The following is a 14,474-nucleotide window of genomic DNA, read 5'->3' as shown; positions in this document are numbered from 1 at the left end:
GCAATTTCGGATTATTGGAAGAGTATCCCTGAGTTGCCCGACGCGTCAAGTAGCCTGGTCGAACGCCAGCCACTGCCGGCTACTTTGCATGGGGTTGTTTTCGATATTTTGGCAACGCGCCTCCCCAGCAAAGGCAGGGCAATCGCAATGGCTCCAGCACCGCTGTTCCCGCGCCGTCATGGCCGGGCTTGTCCCGGCCACCCACGCCTTTTCGCGAAACCAAGACGCGGATGCCTGGCACAAGGCCGGGCATGACGAGTTTGTGGAGCTATCGAGCCGATATGCGATTGCCCTACCCGCAAGCGGGAGAGGTGCAGCCAGCGTGGCGCGAGACCGATCCAGCCTGACTTCATCAGGCTCTGGTGCGGCGTTTCACGCCGCCGGCTTCGCCGCCTGGTCCTCGCTCGCCAGCAGATGCAGCAGCGCGCTCTTGATCGCGGCCTGCCGGGTCGGTGCCGTGATCTGGGCGCCGAGCAGGTCGGTGACGTAGAACACGTCGCGGGCGCGTTCGCCGAAGGTCGCGACATGCGCCGAGGCGATGTTGAGGTTGAGCTTCGAGATCGCGGTGGTGAGCTGGTAGAGCAGGCCGGGCCGGTCGAGGCCGGAGACCTCGATCACGGTGTAGCGGTCGGACCACTGGTTGTTGATAGTCACCTCGGGCTCGACGATGAACGGCCGCGCCTTGCTGCGGACGGTGCGCTTGGCGACCGCCTCGGGCAGCCGCAGCTTGCCTTCCAGCACGTGCTCGATCATCTCGCCAATTCTGGTGGCGCGGCGGCCCTCGTCCTCGTCGCGGTCGTATTCGCGCGAGATCGAGATGGTGTCGAGCGCGCGGCCGTCGGTCGTGGTGTAGATCTGGGCGTCGACGATGTTGGCGCCGGCCGACGCGCAGGCACCTGCGATGATCGACAGCAGCCAGGGATGGTCGGTTGCCAGGATCGTCAGCTCGGTGACGGCGCGGACCTCATCGAAGCCGACATTGATCGCAAGCTTGTGGCCGGCCTGCTCGCTGGCGCGGATGAAGCGGGCCTGGCGGATCTTGCGTGCCAGCTCGACCTTGAGCCAGTAGGCCGGATAATGCCGGCCGATATAGGCGTTGAGCTCCGCCTCCGGCCATTCGGTGAAAGCACGGCGGAATTCGGCTTGTGCCACCGCGATGCGCTGGGCGCGGTTGACCTCGGAGAAGCCGCCGGTCAGCACCGGTTCGGTCTCGTAATACAGCGTGCGCAACAGCTGCGCCTTCCAGCCGTTCCACACGCCCGGTCCGACGCCGCGGATGTCGGCCGTGGTTAGGATCGTGAGCAGCTTCATCTGCTCGACCGACTGGACCACGGCGGCGAAATTCTCGATGGTCTTGCGGTCCGACAGGTCGCGCGATTGCGCCACCGTCGACATCGTCAAATGCTCCTCGATCAGCCACGCCACCAGCTCGGTGTCGGCCGCCGAGAAGCCGAGCCGCGGACACAGCCGCCGCGCCACCTTGGCGCCGGCGATCGAATGATCCTCAGGTCGGCCCTTGGCGATGTCGTGCAGCAGCGTCGCGATATAGATCACCGGGCGGTGCTCGGGGCGGATCTTGCGAAACAGGTCGCTGGCGACCGTGAACTCCTCGTTGCCGCCGCGCTCGATGTCCTGCAGGAAGCCGATGCAGCGGAGCAGATGCTCGTCCACCGTGTAGTGGTGGTACATGTTGAACTGCATCATCGACACGATCTTGCCGAAGGCGCGGATGAAGTGACCGAGCACGCCGGTCTCGTTCATCCGCCGCAGCACGATCTCCGCATTGTCGGAGGTCAGGATCTCCATGAACAGGCGGTTGGCTTCATCGTTCTCGCGCAGCTGGGTGTTGATCAGCTTCAGCGAGCGCGTCACCGTGCGCATCGCATCGGGATGGAAGGCGAGGTTGTTCTGCTGCGCAAGGCGGAAGATCCGGATCAGGTTGACCGGATCGTGCTTGAAGACGTCGGGCGCGGCGAGATTGATGCGGTTGTTGTCGACGATGAAGTCGTCGCTGCCGTTAACCCGCCGCCGCTTGGTGCCGGGCCGCAGCCGCGCCACCATCCGGCTCAGCACCGGCGCCGGCTTGTTGTGCTCTTCCTCGAGCTTGGCGCACAGGATCGCGGTGAGGTCGCCGACGTCTTTCGCGATCAGGAAGTAGTGCTTCATGAAGCGCTCGACGTCCTGCATGCCGGGATGCGAGGTGTAGCCGAGGCGGACCGCGATTTCGCGCTGCATGTCGAATGACAGCCGTTCCTCGGCGCGTCCGGCGAAGAAGTGCAGATTGCAGCGCACCGACCACAGGAAGTCGGCGCAGCGGCGGAAGGTGCGGTATTCCTGCGCGTCGAACACGCCGCGTTCCAGCAGCTCGTCGGTCTCGCGCACGCGGTAGACGTATTTGGCGATCCAGAACAGCGTGTGCAGGTCGCGCAGGCCGCCCTTGCCGTCCTTGACGTTGGGCTCGACCAGATAGCGCGACTGGCCGGCGCGGCGATGCCGCTCCTCGCGCTCGGCGAGCTTTGCGGTGACGAATTCCGACGCGGTGCCCTGCACCACCTCCTTGTCGAAGCGCTCGACCAGCTCGTCATAAAGCGGCTGGTCGCCGGTCAGGAAGCGCGTCTCGAGGATCGCGGTGCGGATCGTCATGTCGCCGCGGGCCTGACGGATCGATTCATCGACCGAGCGGGTGGCGTGGCCGACCTTCAGCCCCATGTCCCAGAGGCAATAGAGAATGGCTTCGGCGACCTGTTCGCCCCAGGCGGTCTGCTTGTAGGGCAGGATGAACAACAGATCGATGTCGGACTCCGGCGCCATCAGCCCGCGGCCATAGCCGCCGGTGGCCACCACGGCCATGCGTTCGGCGCCCGAGGGGATCGGCGAGTGATAGAGGTGGCGGGTCGCCGCCGCGTAGAGGATGCGGATGATCTCGTCCTGCACGAAGCAGAGCCGTTCGGCGCAGCGCCGGCCGTGACGGTCCTTGAGCAGCAGCGCCTGCGCCGTGGCGCGCGCGGCGATCAGCTCGGCCTTGAGCAGCTGCGCCATCGCGGCGCGGAACTGGTCCTCGCGGCCGGCATGCCGTTCGGCAAGTGCATTCACCGCCGCGGTGATCCGCTCGGTCTCGAGACGATCATCCGCTTCAGGGCGGGCCTCGGCTACGACGCTGTCCATAGGTTCATCCGATATCGGACGGAGCCGTTGCTGTCACTGACCAAAGTATAACGACAGCAGCTCCATGCTCTCATGGCGGCGCTTCGAGCAAGATCGTTCTCGCGCCATCCCGTAAAGGGTAGAGATTTTCTCGTTGACCGCAAGGCTAACTCATTGAAATAAAAGATTGTTTCTTAAAACTGATCGAGGGGGTCGACGAATGCAAAAATTTTCCCGGCGCACGTTCGCTGCGCTGCTCGCGGTCTCGACCTTGCTGCCCGGCGCGGCGCGCGCCGCCGACGCGCTGAAGGAGATCCGGATCGACTGGGCGACCTACAATCCGGTGTCGATGGTCCTGAAGCAGAAGGGCCTCCTGGAAAAGGAATTCGCCAAGGACGGCATCAGCATCGTCTGGGTGCAGTCGGCCGGCTCCAACAAGGCGCTCGAATTCCTCAACGCCGGTTCGATCGATCTCGGCTCGACCGCGGGTTCGGCGGCGCTGGTCGCGAAGATCAACGGCAACCCGATCAAGTCGATCTATGTCTATTCGCGTCCCGAATGGACCGCGCTGGTCACGACCAAGGACGCCAGGATCGCGTCCGTCGCCGACCTCAAGGGCAAGCGCGTCGCGGTGACGCGTGGCACCGATCCGCACATCTTCCTGGTTCGTGCGCTGCTCGGCGCCGGTCTCACCGAAAAGGACATCACGCCGGTGCTGTTGCAGCACGCCGACGGCAAGACCGCGTTGATCCGCGGCGACGTCGATGCCTGGGCCGGTCTCGATCCGATGATGGCGCAGGCGGAGGTCGAGGACGGTGCAAAGCTGTTCTACCGCAAGGCGGAAGCCAACACCTGGGGCATCCTCAATGTGCGCGAGGAGTTCCTGAATGCGCATCCGGATATCGTCCGCCGCGTGCTCGCGACGTACGAGGAAGCGCGGAAATATTCGCTGGCCAACTATGACGAGCTGAAGAAGACCTTCATCGCCGTCACCAAGCTGCCGGACGCCGTGGTCGACAAGCAGCTCAAGGAGCGCACCGAGCTGACCCACAGCCGGATCGGCAGTGCCCAGCGCGAATCGATCCTCGCCGCCGGCCTCGCCTTGCAGCAGGCGGGCGTGATCGACGCCAAGACCGACGTCAAGGCCGCGCTGGATTCCTTGGTCGACGATCAGGTCCCGCTGCCCACCAACTAACCGCTGTCCTTAAACTAACCTCCGTCGTCCCGGGCAAGCGAAGCGCGACCCGGGACCCATAACCACAGGGCTTTATTGTTGAACAAGGCTGTGGCCCCAGCTCGCTTGATTACCACGCCCTGTGGTTATGGGTCCCGGCCTTCGCCGGGACGACGTGGATGGAGTTAGGCGCGCTCCGCCTTGCAATCCCGCCGGAAGAATAGTTGTTGCTATGGCCATGACCGTTGACCTGCCCGCGCTGGAACAGACGGCCCCGCCCGGTGCACCTGCGCGGTGGTCACGCTATGCGCGCCCGGTGCTCGGGCTCGTGCTGCCGATTGCGCTGGCGCTGGGCTGGGAACTCGTCGTCTCTCTCGGCTATTCCAACGGCCGCCTGGTGCCGCCTCCGTCAAAGGTGTTCGAGACCATCGTCGAGCTCGCCAAGAGCGGAGAGCTGTCGCGCCATATCCTCGCGACGCTGTGGCGCGTGGGCGCGGGCTTTGCGCTCGGTGTCGTCGCCGGGACCATCATGGGCGCGATCTCCGGCTATTGGGATTTCGCCAAGCGGCTGCTCGATCCGACGGTGCAGGCGCTGCGCGCGATCCCCTCGCTCGCCTGGGTGCCGCTGTTCGTGCTCTGGCTCGGCATTTTCGAGACCTCGAAGGTCGCGCTGATTGCGGTCGGCATGTTCTTTCCGATCTATCTCGGCGTGATGGGCGCAATCCTGTCGGTCGATCGCAAGATCGTCGAGGTCGGGCGCGTGTTCCGCCTCTCCGGACCCGCCATGATCCGCCGCATCCTGTTGCCCGCCGTGCTGCCGGCCTATGTGGTGGCGCTGCGGGTCGGGCTCGGTTTGGGGTGGATGTTCGTGGTCGCGGCCGAATTGATCGGCGCGTCCGAAGGCCTCGGCTATCTGCTGCTCGACGGCCAGCAGCTCGGCAAGCCGGCGCAGATCCTCGCCGCGATCGTGATCTTCGCGATTCTCGGCAAGCTCACCGACTGGCTGATCGAGGTCGCCGCCGCACCGCTGCTGCGCTGGCAGGACGCGTTCGGCGCGCGGGGAGGGCAGTAATGCTGGCGCTCAAAGCAGTCGGCAAGACCTATCCGAACGGCGTCCGCGCGCTGGAGCGGTTCTCGGCCGAGATTGCGCCCGGCGAGATCATCGCGATCATCGGCGGCTCCGGTTGCGGCAAGTCGACGCTGCTGCGCGCCATCGCCGGCCTCGATCGCGCCTCTTCAGGCAGCGTGACGCTCGACAATGCGGTGATATCATCGCCGCACGCCAAGATCGGGATCATCTTCCAGGAGCCACGGCTGCTGCCCTGGCTCAGCGTCGCCGACAATATCGGCTTCGGCCTCGCCGGCCTTCCGGCCGAGGCGAGGCGCGCGCGCGTCGTGGCGGCGCTCGCCCGCGTCGGCCTTGCCGACAAGGCCGCGGCCTGGCCGCGCGAATTGTCCGGCGGCCAGGCGCAGCGGGTCGCGATAGCCCGCGCGCTGGTGCCGCAGCCCGAAGTGCTGCTGCTCGACGAGCCGTTCTCGGCGCTCGATGCCTTCACGCGGCGCGATCTGCAGGATCATCTGCTCGATCTGTGGGCCGACACGCGGCCGACCCTGATCCTGGTCACCCACGACGTGGACGAGGCCGTGGTGCTCGCCGACCGCGTGCTGGTGATGCGGCCGCGGCCGGGCCGGCTGTTCGAGGAGATTACCATCAACCTGGCGCGGCCGCGCGACCGCAAATCGGAGCTGTTCGACACCTTCAAGCGCCGCGTGCTGACCGCGCTCGACCGCTCGCTCGACCGTTCGGTGCGGGATGTCACCGACAAATCCAGCGCCGGCGAGGCGATGTGGTGGTGACATCCGCTCGTTAAGGCCTTACATCGGCATAAAGAAGAATAGCCGGGAGCAGACCCATGGACTCCGCCGAACTCCGCGCAATGCAGGCTCCGATCAAGGAGCGCTACAAGACCGACCCCCAGGCCGCCGTGATCACGCTGAAGGCCAAGGGATCGATCGACAATGAGAGCATCGCCTGCAAGGTCGAGACTGGCCGTGCGCTCGCGATCGCCGGCCTCCACCCCGCTACCGGCGGCTCCGGGCTCGAGCTTTGCTCCGGCGACATGCTGCTGGAAGCGCTGGTCGCCTGCGCCGGCGTCACGCTGAAATCGGTCGCCACCGCGATCGACGTGCCGCTGAAGCCTGGCAATGTCTTCGCCGAGGGCGATCTCGATTTCCGCGGCACGCTCGGCGTCGACAAGGAGACCCCGGTCGGCTTCCGCGAGATCCGCCTCCGCTTCGAGATCGGCACCGACGCGCCGCAGGACAAGCTCGATCTCTTGCTGAAACTCACCGAGCGCTATTGCGTGGTCTATCAGACCATCAAGAACGGCCCGAAGGTTTCGGTGACGATGCAGCGGGTTTAGCGCGTCGCCCCGGCCTAGTGCGCAATTGCGCACGGGAGCCGGGGCCCATACGCCGTGTCCCATCGGTTCAAGCCGCGCTGTCCGACGGCTTTCGCTCCTCACGCCCAGTCGTGATTATGGGTCCCGGCCCCCGTGCGCAATTGCGCACTAGGCCGGGACGACGGAACAAATGTCCCCCGAACTCCACTTCGTCCTGATCCTCGTGTTGCGCATGGCGGTTGCGGCCGCATTCGTGGTCAGCGCGTCCATCATCACGGAGCGTTCGGGACCGGTGATCGGCGCGCTGATCGCAACCCTGCCGATCTCGGCCGGGCCGTCCTACACCTTCCTCGCGCTCGACCATGACGCCGCCTTCATCGCCGAGGGGGCGCTGGCGAGCCTGCCGGTCAACGCCGCCACGATCTATATGGGCCTGACCTACGCCGTGCTGGCGCAGCGCTTCAGCATGTGGATCAGCGCGGGCAGCGCGATCGCGGTGTGGCTGGTGCTCGCCACCATCATCCGCCAGTTCGAGTGGTCGCTCGCCGCCGGGCTGATCGTCAACGCCATCACCTTTGCGATCTGCATCCCGCTGCTGAGACCCTATCGGCACGTCGCGAAAATGCCGCTGATCGCGCGGCGCTGGTACGACATTCCGCTGCGCGCCGCGCTGGTCGCAAGCCTGGTCGGCACCGTGGTCACGGCGTCAGGCTGGGTCGGCCCGCGCGTCACCGGCGTGATGGCGCTGTTTCCGATCGTATTCTCCTCGATGATGCTGATTCTGCATCCGCGCATCGGCGGCCCCGCAACTGCCGCCGTGCTCGCCAACAGCGCCTGGGGCTTGATGGGCTTTGGCCTCGGGGTTGCGGTGCTGCACGTCGCGGTGCTGCAACTCGGCTCGCCAATCGGCCTTTGCTGCGCGCTCGCCACCTGCATCGTCTGGAATCTGGTGCTGTGGCAGATCGGGCGGAGGAAAGTAAAACGTTGACGCCGTCATTCCGGGGCGATGCGAAGCATCGAACCCGGAATCTCGAGATTCCGGGTCTGGTCCTTCGGACCATCCCGGAATGACGACAGGAGCTACCCCTTCGGCAGCTTTGCCCTTAACGCATACAGCGCATCCAGCGCCTCGCGCGGCGACATCTCGTCGGGATGCAGCGCCTTCACCGCCTCGACCAGCAGATCCGCCTCGCTCGGCGGTTTGTCCTCGCTGGCGGCGCGGGAGGGGACGGCGAACAGCGGCAGATCGTCGACCAAGGCACGCGCGGTCTGGCCGCGGTCCTGGGCTTCGAGTTTTGCCAGCACCGATTTGGCGCGCGTGATCACGGCCGGCGGCAGGCCGGCGAGTTTTGCGACCTGGATGCCGTAGGAGCGGTCGGCCGAGCCCGGCAGCACCTCGTGCAGGAACACGACGTCGCCCTGCCACTCCTTGACCCGCACCGTGGCGTTGAACATCCGCGGCAGCTTCGCCGAGAGCGCGGTCAGCTCGTGATAATGCGTCGCGAACAGCGTGCGGCAGCGGTTGCTCTCATGCAGATGCTCGATCGCGGCCCAGGCGATCGACAGCCCGTCGAACGTTGCCGTGCCGCGGCCGATCTCGTCGAGGATCACCAGCGACCGTTCGCTGGCCTGGTTCAGGATCACCGCGGTCTCGACCATCTCGACCATGAAGGTCGAGCGTCCCCGCGCCAGATCGTCGGCGGCGCCGACGCGCGAGAACAGCCGGTCGACGATGCCGAGCCGCGCTCGCGACGCCGGCACGTAAGAGCCGATCTGTGCCAAGAGCGCGATCAGCGCGTTCTGGCGCAGGAAGGTCGACTTGCCGGCCATGTTCGGACCGGTGATCAGCCAGAGCTGGCCGGATTTCTGGCCCGGCGCCGGCGACAGGTCGCAGGCATTGGCGATGAACGGCTGGCCATCGCGTTTCAGCGCCTGCTCGACCACCGGATGCCGGCCGCCCTCGATCGCAAAACCGAGCGAGCCGTCGACATCAGGCCGCACGTAATTGTCGTCGATCGCAAGCTTGGCCAATGACGTCGCGACGTCGAGCATCGCAAAGGCATGCGCGGCATTGCGCAGATCATCGCTCGCCGCGAGCGCCATCGCGCTCAGGCGTTCAAAGATCTCGAGCTCGAGATTGAGCGCGCGCTCGCCGGCATTGGCGATCTTGGCTTCGGTCTCGCCGAGCTCTGCGGTGGTGAAGCGGACCTGCCCGGCCAGCGTCTGGCGATGGATGAAGGTTGCATTCAGCGGCGGCGCGAACAGCTTGTCGCCGTGCTGCGCGGTGACCTCGACGAAATAGCCGAGCACGTTGTTGTGCCGGATCTTCAGCGTCTTGATGCCGGTATCCTCGGCATAACGCGCCTGCATCGCGGCGACGACGAGGCGCGAGGCGTCGCGCAAATTGCGGCTTTCGTCGAGCGCGGCCTCATAACCCTCGCGGACGAAACCGCCGTCGCGCTTGATCAGCGGAAGCTGCTCGGAGAGTGCGCGGGAGAATTCCTGCGCCAGATCGCGCGAGGGGCGCTGTAGCGCCGCCATCACGGTCGAAACCTCGGCCGGCGGATTGGAAAGCTGCGCCAGCAGCTCCAGCGCCTGGTCGGCGGCGAGGATGCCGTCGCGCAGGCTGGCGAGGTCGCGCGGGCCGCCGCGGCCGACCGAGAGCCGCGCCAATGCGCGCGACATGTCGGGCGCCGCGCGCAGCACGGTCCTGACGTCCTCGCGCGCCGCGGAATCCGCGACGAAGGCCGAGACGGCATCGAGCCGCCGCGCGATCACGGCGACGTCGGTGAGCGGCGCGGCAAGGCGCTGCGCCAGGAGGCGCGAGCCCGCCGCGGTGACGGTGCAGTCGATCGCATCGAGCAGCGAGCCGCGGCGCTCGCCGGCCAGCGTGCGCGTCAGTTCGAGATTGGCGCGGGTCGCCGGATCGATCGCCATCGTGGTGCCGGCGGCCTCGCGCGCCGGCGGCGACAGCGGCGGACGCTTGCCGACCTGGGTGCGGTCGATATAGGTGACGGCCGCGGCCGCGGCGGTCGCCTCCAGTCGCGACATCGCTGACAGGCCGTCCATGGTCGCGACCGCGAAATAGTCGCACAGCCGCCGCTCGGCGGTGGCGCTGTCGAACACGTCGCGCGTCAGCGGCGTCACCGACGGCAGTTCGCGCAAGGTCGGCGCCAGCTCGCTGTCGCTGTAGAGCGCATCGGTGACGATGGCCTCGTTCGGATTGATGCGCGCCAGCGTCGCCGCGAGCTCCGCGGTCGCACACTCCGTCACCATGAATTCGGAGGTCGAAATGTCGATCCAGGCAAGGCCAAGACGATCCGCACCGGCCGAGCCGCGGGCGCGCGCGATCGCGATCAAGTAATTGTTGGTGCGGGCGTCGAGTAGGGTGTCTTCGGTCAGCGTGCCCGGCGTCACCAGCCGCACCACGCCGCGGCGGACCACGCTTTTGTTGCCTCGGGCTTTGGCCTCCGCGGGATTTTCCGTCTGCTCGCACACCGCGACACGATGGCCGGCGCCGATCAGGCGATGCAGGTAATCCTCGGAGCGTTCGACCGGAACGCCGCACATCGGGATGTCCATGCCCTGATGCTTGCCGCGCTTGGTCAGCACGATGCCGAGCGTCCGGGAGGCGATCTCCGCATCCTCGAAGAACAGCTCGTAGAAGTCGCCCATCCGGTAGAACAGCAGCAGGCCGGGATGGGCGGCCTTGATTTCCAGATACTGTTCCATCATCGGCGTGACGCGCGACGGCGCCTCGGCGGCAGGAGCGGGCTCGGGCGGAACGGGGATGGGCTGCTGGACTGTCATGAGGGGGCGGAAACTACAAAATTTCGTCGCGCGGTCCTATCCGCGAGGTCGGGGTTTTCCACCCTGTCCACGGTGCCAATTATGTCAGCCCTCACGGCAATGCGTGCGGGGCACGCAGCCGCATCAATTGACCTGCCGCGGGCACGCTCCTAAAACCGATCTCAAGTTCCAGCCGATCCAGCGCCTAAGTCGCGGCATTCAGGGAGAGATTCAATGCGTGATGTGTTCATTTGCGATGCCGTTCGGACCCCGATCGGCCGTTTCGGCGGCTCGCTCGCCAAGGTGCGCGCCGACGATCTCGCGGCGGCCCCGATCAAGGCGCTGATGGCCAAGCACCCGACGCTCAATTGGAACGAGGTTGACGAGGTCTATTTCGGCTGCGCCAACCAGGCCGGCGAAGACAACCGCAACGTCGCGCGCATGGCGCTGCTGCTCGCAGGCATGCCGGAGTCGGTTCCCGGCCAGACCCTGAACCGGCTCTGCGCCTCCGGCCTCGATGCAGTCGGCGCTGCGGGCCGCGCCATCCGCGCCGGCGAGATCGATTTCGCGATCGCGGGCGGCGTCGAATCGATGACGCGCGCGCCGTTCGTGATGGGCAAGGCCGCGGAAGCCTTCTCGCGTTCGTCCGAGATCTACGACACCACAATCGGCTGGCGCTTCATCAATCCGCTGATGAAGGCGCAGTACGGCGTCGATGCGATGCCGGAGACCGGCGAGAACGTCGCTGAGGAATTCCAGGTGTCGCGCGCCGATCAGGATGCGATGGCGATCCGCTCGCAGCAGCGTGCGGGCGCGGCGATTGCGTCGGGCTATTTCGCCGAGGAGATCGTTCCGATCCAGGTGCCCGGCGGCAAGGCCGGCCCGATCACCGTCGACAAGGACGAGCATCCGCGTCCGGAGACCACGCTCGAAGGTCTCGCCAAGCTGAAGCCGATCGTGCGCAATCCGGGCACAGTGACCGCGGGCAACGCGTCCGGCGTCAATGACGGCGCCGCCGCGATGATCCTCGCTTCCGAAGCCGCGGTGAAGAAGCACGGCCTGACGCCGCGCGCAAAAATCCTCGGCCTTGCCTCGGCCGCGGTGCCGCCGCGCATCATGGGCATCGGCCCGGTGCCGGCAACGAAGAAGCTGGTCGAGCGTCTCGGCATCAAGGTGTCGGACTTCGACCTGATCGAGCTCAACGAGGCCTTCGCCTCGCAGGGCATCGCCTGCCTGCGCCAGCTCGGCGTCAAGGAAGACGCCGATTTCGTCAATCCGCATGGCGGCGCGATCGCGCTCGGCCACCCGCTCGGCATGAGCGGCGCGCGGCTGGTCTTGACCGCCGTGCACGGCATGGAGAAGCGGGGCGGGAAGCTTGCCTTGGCAACTATGTGCGTCGGGGTCGGCCAGGGCGTCGCGGTCGCGATTGAAAAGCTGAATTAAACCAAGGTCTTGGAAGGGCTGAAAACAGCCCTTCCCCAATTTGGTTATGCATTATAATGATCTGACGTGAGCTCACCGGGCGCGTGGGCCGCGGAGGAATTCGCCATGACCTTGTTGTACCCGCTGCAATCGCTTGCGGCCCATCCGGCGCGGCTGTCGCCGCACTATCGCTCCACCGTGAAGCGTTCGCCGCAGAAGCCGCTGATCCCGCTGCGGCACACGCTCTCGGAGCTGACCGGCCCGGTCTATGGTCATGAGACCGTGCGCGCGCACGACAACGACCTCACCATCCAGGCCAAGGGCGAGCCGCTCGGCGAGCGCATCATCGTGCACGGCCATGTGCTCGACGAGGACGGCCGCGGCGTGCCAAACACCCTGGTCGAGCTGTGGCAGGCCAATGCCTGCGGCCGCTACATCCATGTCGTCGACCAGCACCCGGCGCCGCTCGATCCCAACTTCACGGGTGCCGGCCGCACCCAGAGCGATGCCAAGGGCTATTACAAGTTCATCACCATCAAGCCCGGCGCCTATCCCTGGGGCAATCACCACAACGCCTGGCGGCCTGCGCATATCCACTTCTCGGTGTTCGGCCACTCGTTCGTCTCGCGTCTCGTGACGCAGATGTATTTCCCGGGCGATCCGCTGTTCCCGTTCGATCCGATCTTCAACTCGGTGACGGACGAGAAGGCGCGGGCGCGGATGATCTCGTCGTTCGATCTCGAGAACACCAAGCCGGAATGGGCGCTGTGCTACCGCTTCGATATCGTGCTGCGCGGGCAGAGTGCCACGCCGATGGAGACCAAGTAACGTGTCGAACCCGCGCCCTGATGGAATCACGCCTTCGCAGACCGTCGGCCCCTATTTCAAGTATGGCCTGACGCCGAACGGCGAATATGAATGGAACGACGCTTTTACCAACAACCTTCTGACGCCTGACGTCTCGGGTGAGCGCATCCGCGTCGAGGGCAAGGTCTATGACGGCGACGGCGCCGTGATCCCGGACTGCATGCTGGAGATCTGGCAGGCCGATAGCCAGGGCCGCTTCTCCGATCCGCAGGATGCGCGCGCGCTGCCCAATTCGAGTTTCAAGGGCTTTGGCCGTTGCGGCACCGACAAGAGCGGTGGCTACGCCTTCGACACCATCAAGCCGGGCGTGGTGCCGGATGCCGACGGCAAGCCGCAGGCGCCGCATATCGGGCTCGCGGTGTTCGCGCGCGGCATGCTGCTGCACCTCTACACCCGGATCTATTTCGAAGATGAAGCCGGCAACGCCACAGATTCCACGCTGGCGCTGGTGCCGGCCGATCGACGCGCGACGCTGATCGCCAGGCGCAACGCCGGCGCGGGCAACGTCTACACCTTCGACGTCCATCTGCAGGGCGACAACGAGACGGTGTTTTTCGACGTCTAGCCCGGCCGCTAGCCGCCGCGCCGCAGCTCTTCGGTGGCGCGCCGGAGCACCTCGTGAAGCCATTCGTGCGAAGGCTCGTCCTCGACGCGTTCGTGCCAGAGCAGCCGAACCTCCACGGGCGTCGTGGTGTAGGGCAGCTCGTGGGTCGTGATCGCATGTGCCTGTTCGAGCGCGCGCGCCAGCGGCCGCGGCACGATCGCCGCCAATTCGGAATCGACCAGCAGCGCGGGCAGGGCCAGGAAATGCGGCAGCGAGACCGCGATCCGCGGCGGCCGGTCGCTGTCGGCCAGCGCGCGCTCGAGCGCGGGGCGATCGTACATCTCCGAACGCCGGGCAAGCCCGCGTTCGGAAATGAAGCCGCCGATCGCGCCCTCCTGCTCGCCGCCGAAGGACACCACGACCAGCGGCAAGATAGCGAGCTTCGCCTTGTCGAGCCGGTCGAGCTTGCGCTTCTTGCCGACGATCAGCACATCGTCATATTCGAACAGCAGCGCGGTGCGGAAGCGGCTCGGCGGCGACGAGAACACGCCGATCGCGACGTCGATGCGGCCGAGGTCGATCTGCTCGGCAAGATCGATTCGGGTCACCGGCTTGATCGTGAGATCGATCGACGGGGCCTCCCGGCCCAAGATCTTCAGCAGCGGCGGCGCCAGCACCATGGTCGTGAAGTCGTTCGCGGCCAGCGTGAACGGCTTGGTCGAGACCGCCGGAGCGAAGGTCGGCAGCTCGACCGCAGCCTCCAGCGATCGCAGCGCCTGGCGAACCTGCGGGGCCATCGTCAATGCGCGCGCGGTCGGCTGCATGCCGGTGGCGGTGCGAACGAACAGCTCGTCGTCCAGCATCTCGCGCAGCCGCGCGAGCGAGTGGCTAACTGCGGACTGGCTCAGCGCGACCTTCTGGCTGGCCCGCAGCACGCTGCGCTCCTCCATGACGGCGTCGAACACCTTGAGCAGGTTCAGGTCCAGAGTCTTGAAGGAAACGGACACGCTGAGAGTCCCCGTCTATGGCAGATCGCTCGCCTCGGCAAAATTCCGCGATCGACGGCAGTTAAGGCCAGGCGTCTGGCGGATGCAACCGAGCGGATTCTCCACGAGCGTATAGCCGTGTCGTC

General features: G+C 66.2%; 11 protein-coding genes. 8 read left to right on the top strand and 3 right to left on the bottom strand.

Annotated features, from left to right (window positions below):
* Positions 1-372: 372 nt before the first annotated feature.
* The gene (locus J2R80_RS05080; protein WP_253638118.1) at positions 373-3,165 is read right to left on the bottom strand and encodes a [protein-PII] uridylyltransferase; all 2,793 of its coding nucleotides are present in this window, start codon (positions 3,163-3,165) and stop codon (positions 373-375) included.
* A gap of 199 nt (positions 3,166-3,364) precedes the next feature.
* On the opposite strand from J2R80_RS05080, the gene J2R80_RS05075 reads away from it, so the two are divergent.
* From J2R80_RS05075 to J2R80_RS05055, 5 genes are all read left to right on the top strand, one after another.
* Positions 3,365-4,339: an aliphatic sulfonate ABC transporter substrate-binding protein gene (locus tag J2R80_RS05075; RefSeq protein WP_253638117.1), complete on the top strand. Its 975-nt coding sequence runs from the start codon at positions 3,365-3,367 to the stop codon at positions 4,337-4,339.
* Positions 4,340-4,556: 217 nt separating this feature from the next.
* Entirely contained in the window at positions 4,557-5,390 is an 834-nt protein-coding gene (locus J2R80_RS05070) for an ABC transporter permease (RefSeq protein WP_253640931.1), read from the top strand.
* Complete coding sequence (locus J2R80_RS05065) at positions 5,390-6,175, top strand: ABC transporter ATP-binding protein (RefSeq protein WP_253638116.1); 786 nt, start codon at positions 5,390-5,392, stop codon at positions 6,173-6,175. The genes J2R80_RS05070 and J2R80_RS05065 overlap by 1 nt, the downstream gene beginning before the upstream one ends.
* Before the next feature lie 56 nt (positions 6,176-6,231).
* Positions 6,232-6,741, top strand: coding sequence for an OsmC family protein (locus J2R80_RS05060; RefSeq protein ID WP_076824652.1), 510 nt, complete (start codon positions 6,232-6,234; stop codon positions 6,739-6,741).
* A gap of 169 nt (positions 6,742-6,910) precedes the next feature.
* Entirely contained in the window at positions 6,911-7,708 is a 798-nt protein-coding gene (locus J2R80_RS05055; protein ID WP_229193477.1) for a hypothetical protein, read from the top strand.
* Between the two features lie 92 nt (positions 7,709-7,800).
* On the opposite strand, the gene mutS is transcribed toward J2R80_RS05055, so the two are convergent.
* Positions 7,801-10,530 carry a DNA mismatch repair protein MutS gene (gene mutS / locus J2R80_RS05050; protein WP_253638115.1) on the bottom strand — a complete coding sequence of 910 codons (2,730 nt, stop codon included), beginning with the start codon at positions 10,528-10,530 and terminating at the stop codon, positions 7,801-7,803.
* Positions 10,531-10,743: 213 nt separating this feature from the next.
* Here mutS and pcaF point away from each other — a divergent pair, with 213 nt between their 5' ends.
* From pcaF to pcaG, 3 genes are all read left to right on the top strand, one after another.
* On the top strand, positions 10,744-11,952 hold the full coding sequence (gene pcaF / locus J2R80_RS05045; protein ID WP_028337987.1) for a 3-oxoadipyl-CoA thiolase: 1,209 nt from the start codon (positions 10,744-10,746) through the stop codon (positions 11,950-11,952).
* A 105-nt stretch (positions 11,953-12,057) separates the two neighbouring features.
* On the top strand, positions 12,058-12,759 hold the full coding sequence (gene pcaH / locus J2R80_RS05040) for a protocatechuate 3,4-dioxygenase subunit beta (protein ID WP_253638114.1): 702 nt from the start codon (positions 12,058-12,060) through the stop codon (positions 12,757-12,759).
* 1 nt (position 12,760) lies between these two features.
* Complete coding sequence (gene pcaG, locus J2R80_RS05035; RefSeq protein ID WP_253638113.1) at positions 12,761-13,363, top strand: protocatechuate 3,4-dioxygenase subunit alpha; 603 nt, start codon at positions 12,761-12,763, stop codon at positions 13,361-13,363.
* Positions 13,364-13,371: 8 nt separating this feature from the next.
* Here pcaG and J2R80_RS05030 read toward each other — a convergent pair whose 3' ends face one another.
* Entirely contained in the window at positions 13,372-14,349 is a 978-nt protein-coding gene (locus tag J2R80_RS05030; RefSeq protein ID WP_057015118.1) for a LysR family transcriptional regulator, read from the bottom strand.
* Positions 14,350-14,474 lie beyond the last annotated feature (125 nt).

The organism is Bradyrhizobium sp. USDA 4541, assembly GCF_024171085.1.
Lineage (GTDB): Bacteria > Pseudomonadota > Alphaproteobacteria > Rhizobiales > Xanthobacteraceae > Bradyrhizobium > Bradyrhizobium australafricanum.
Note: the sequence above shows the minus strand (reverse complement) of the source record. Positions and strands in the feature narration are given on the sequence as shown.

Coding starts and splice junctions, on each gene's coding strand:
- pcaH (WP_253638114.1), top strand. CDS start 12,058: ATGACCTTGTTGTACCCGCTGCAATCGCTTGCGGCCCATCCGGCGCGG.
- J2R80_RS05075 (WP_253638117.1), top strand. CDS start 3,365: ATGCAAAAATTTTCCCGGCGCACGTTCGCTGCGCTGCTCGCGGTCTCG.
- J2R80_RS05080 (WP_253638118.1), bottom strand. CDS start 3,165: ATGGACAGCGTCGTAGCCGAGGCCCGCCCTGAAGCGGATGATCGTCTC.
- mutS (WP_253638115.1), bottom strand. CDS start 10,530: ATGACAGTCCAGCAGCCCATCCCCGTTCCGCCCGAGCCCGCTCCTGCC.
- J2R80_RS05060 (WP_076824652.1), top strand. CDS start 6,232: ATGGACTCCGCCGAACTCCGCGCAATGCAGGCTCCGATCAAGGAGCGC.
- J2R80_RS05055 (WP_229193477.1), top strand. CDS start 6,911: ATGTCCCCCGAACTCCACTTCGTCCTGATCCTCGTGTTGCGCATGGCG.
- J2R80_RS05065 (WP_253638116.1), top strand. CDS start 5,390: ATGCTGGCGCTCAAAGCAGTCGGCAAGACCTATCCGAACGGCGTCCGC.
- pcaF (WP_028337987.1), top strand. CDS start 10,744: ATGCGTGATGTGTTCATTTGCGATGCCGTTCGGACCCCGATCGGCCGT.
- J2R80_RS05070 (WP_253640931.1), top strand. CDS start 4,557: ATGACCGTTGACCTGCCCGCGCTGGAACAGACGGCCCCGCCCGGTGCA.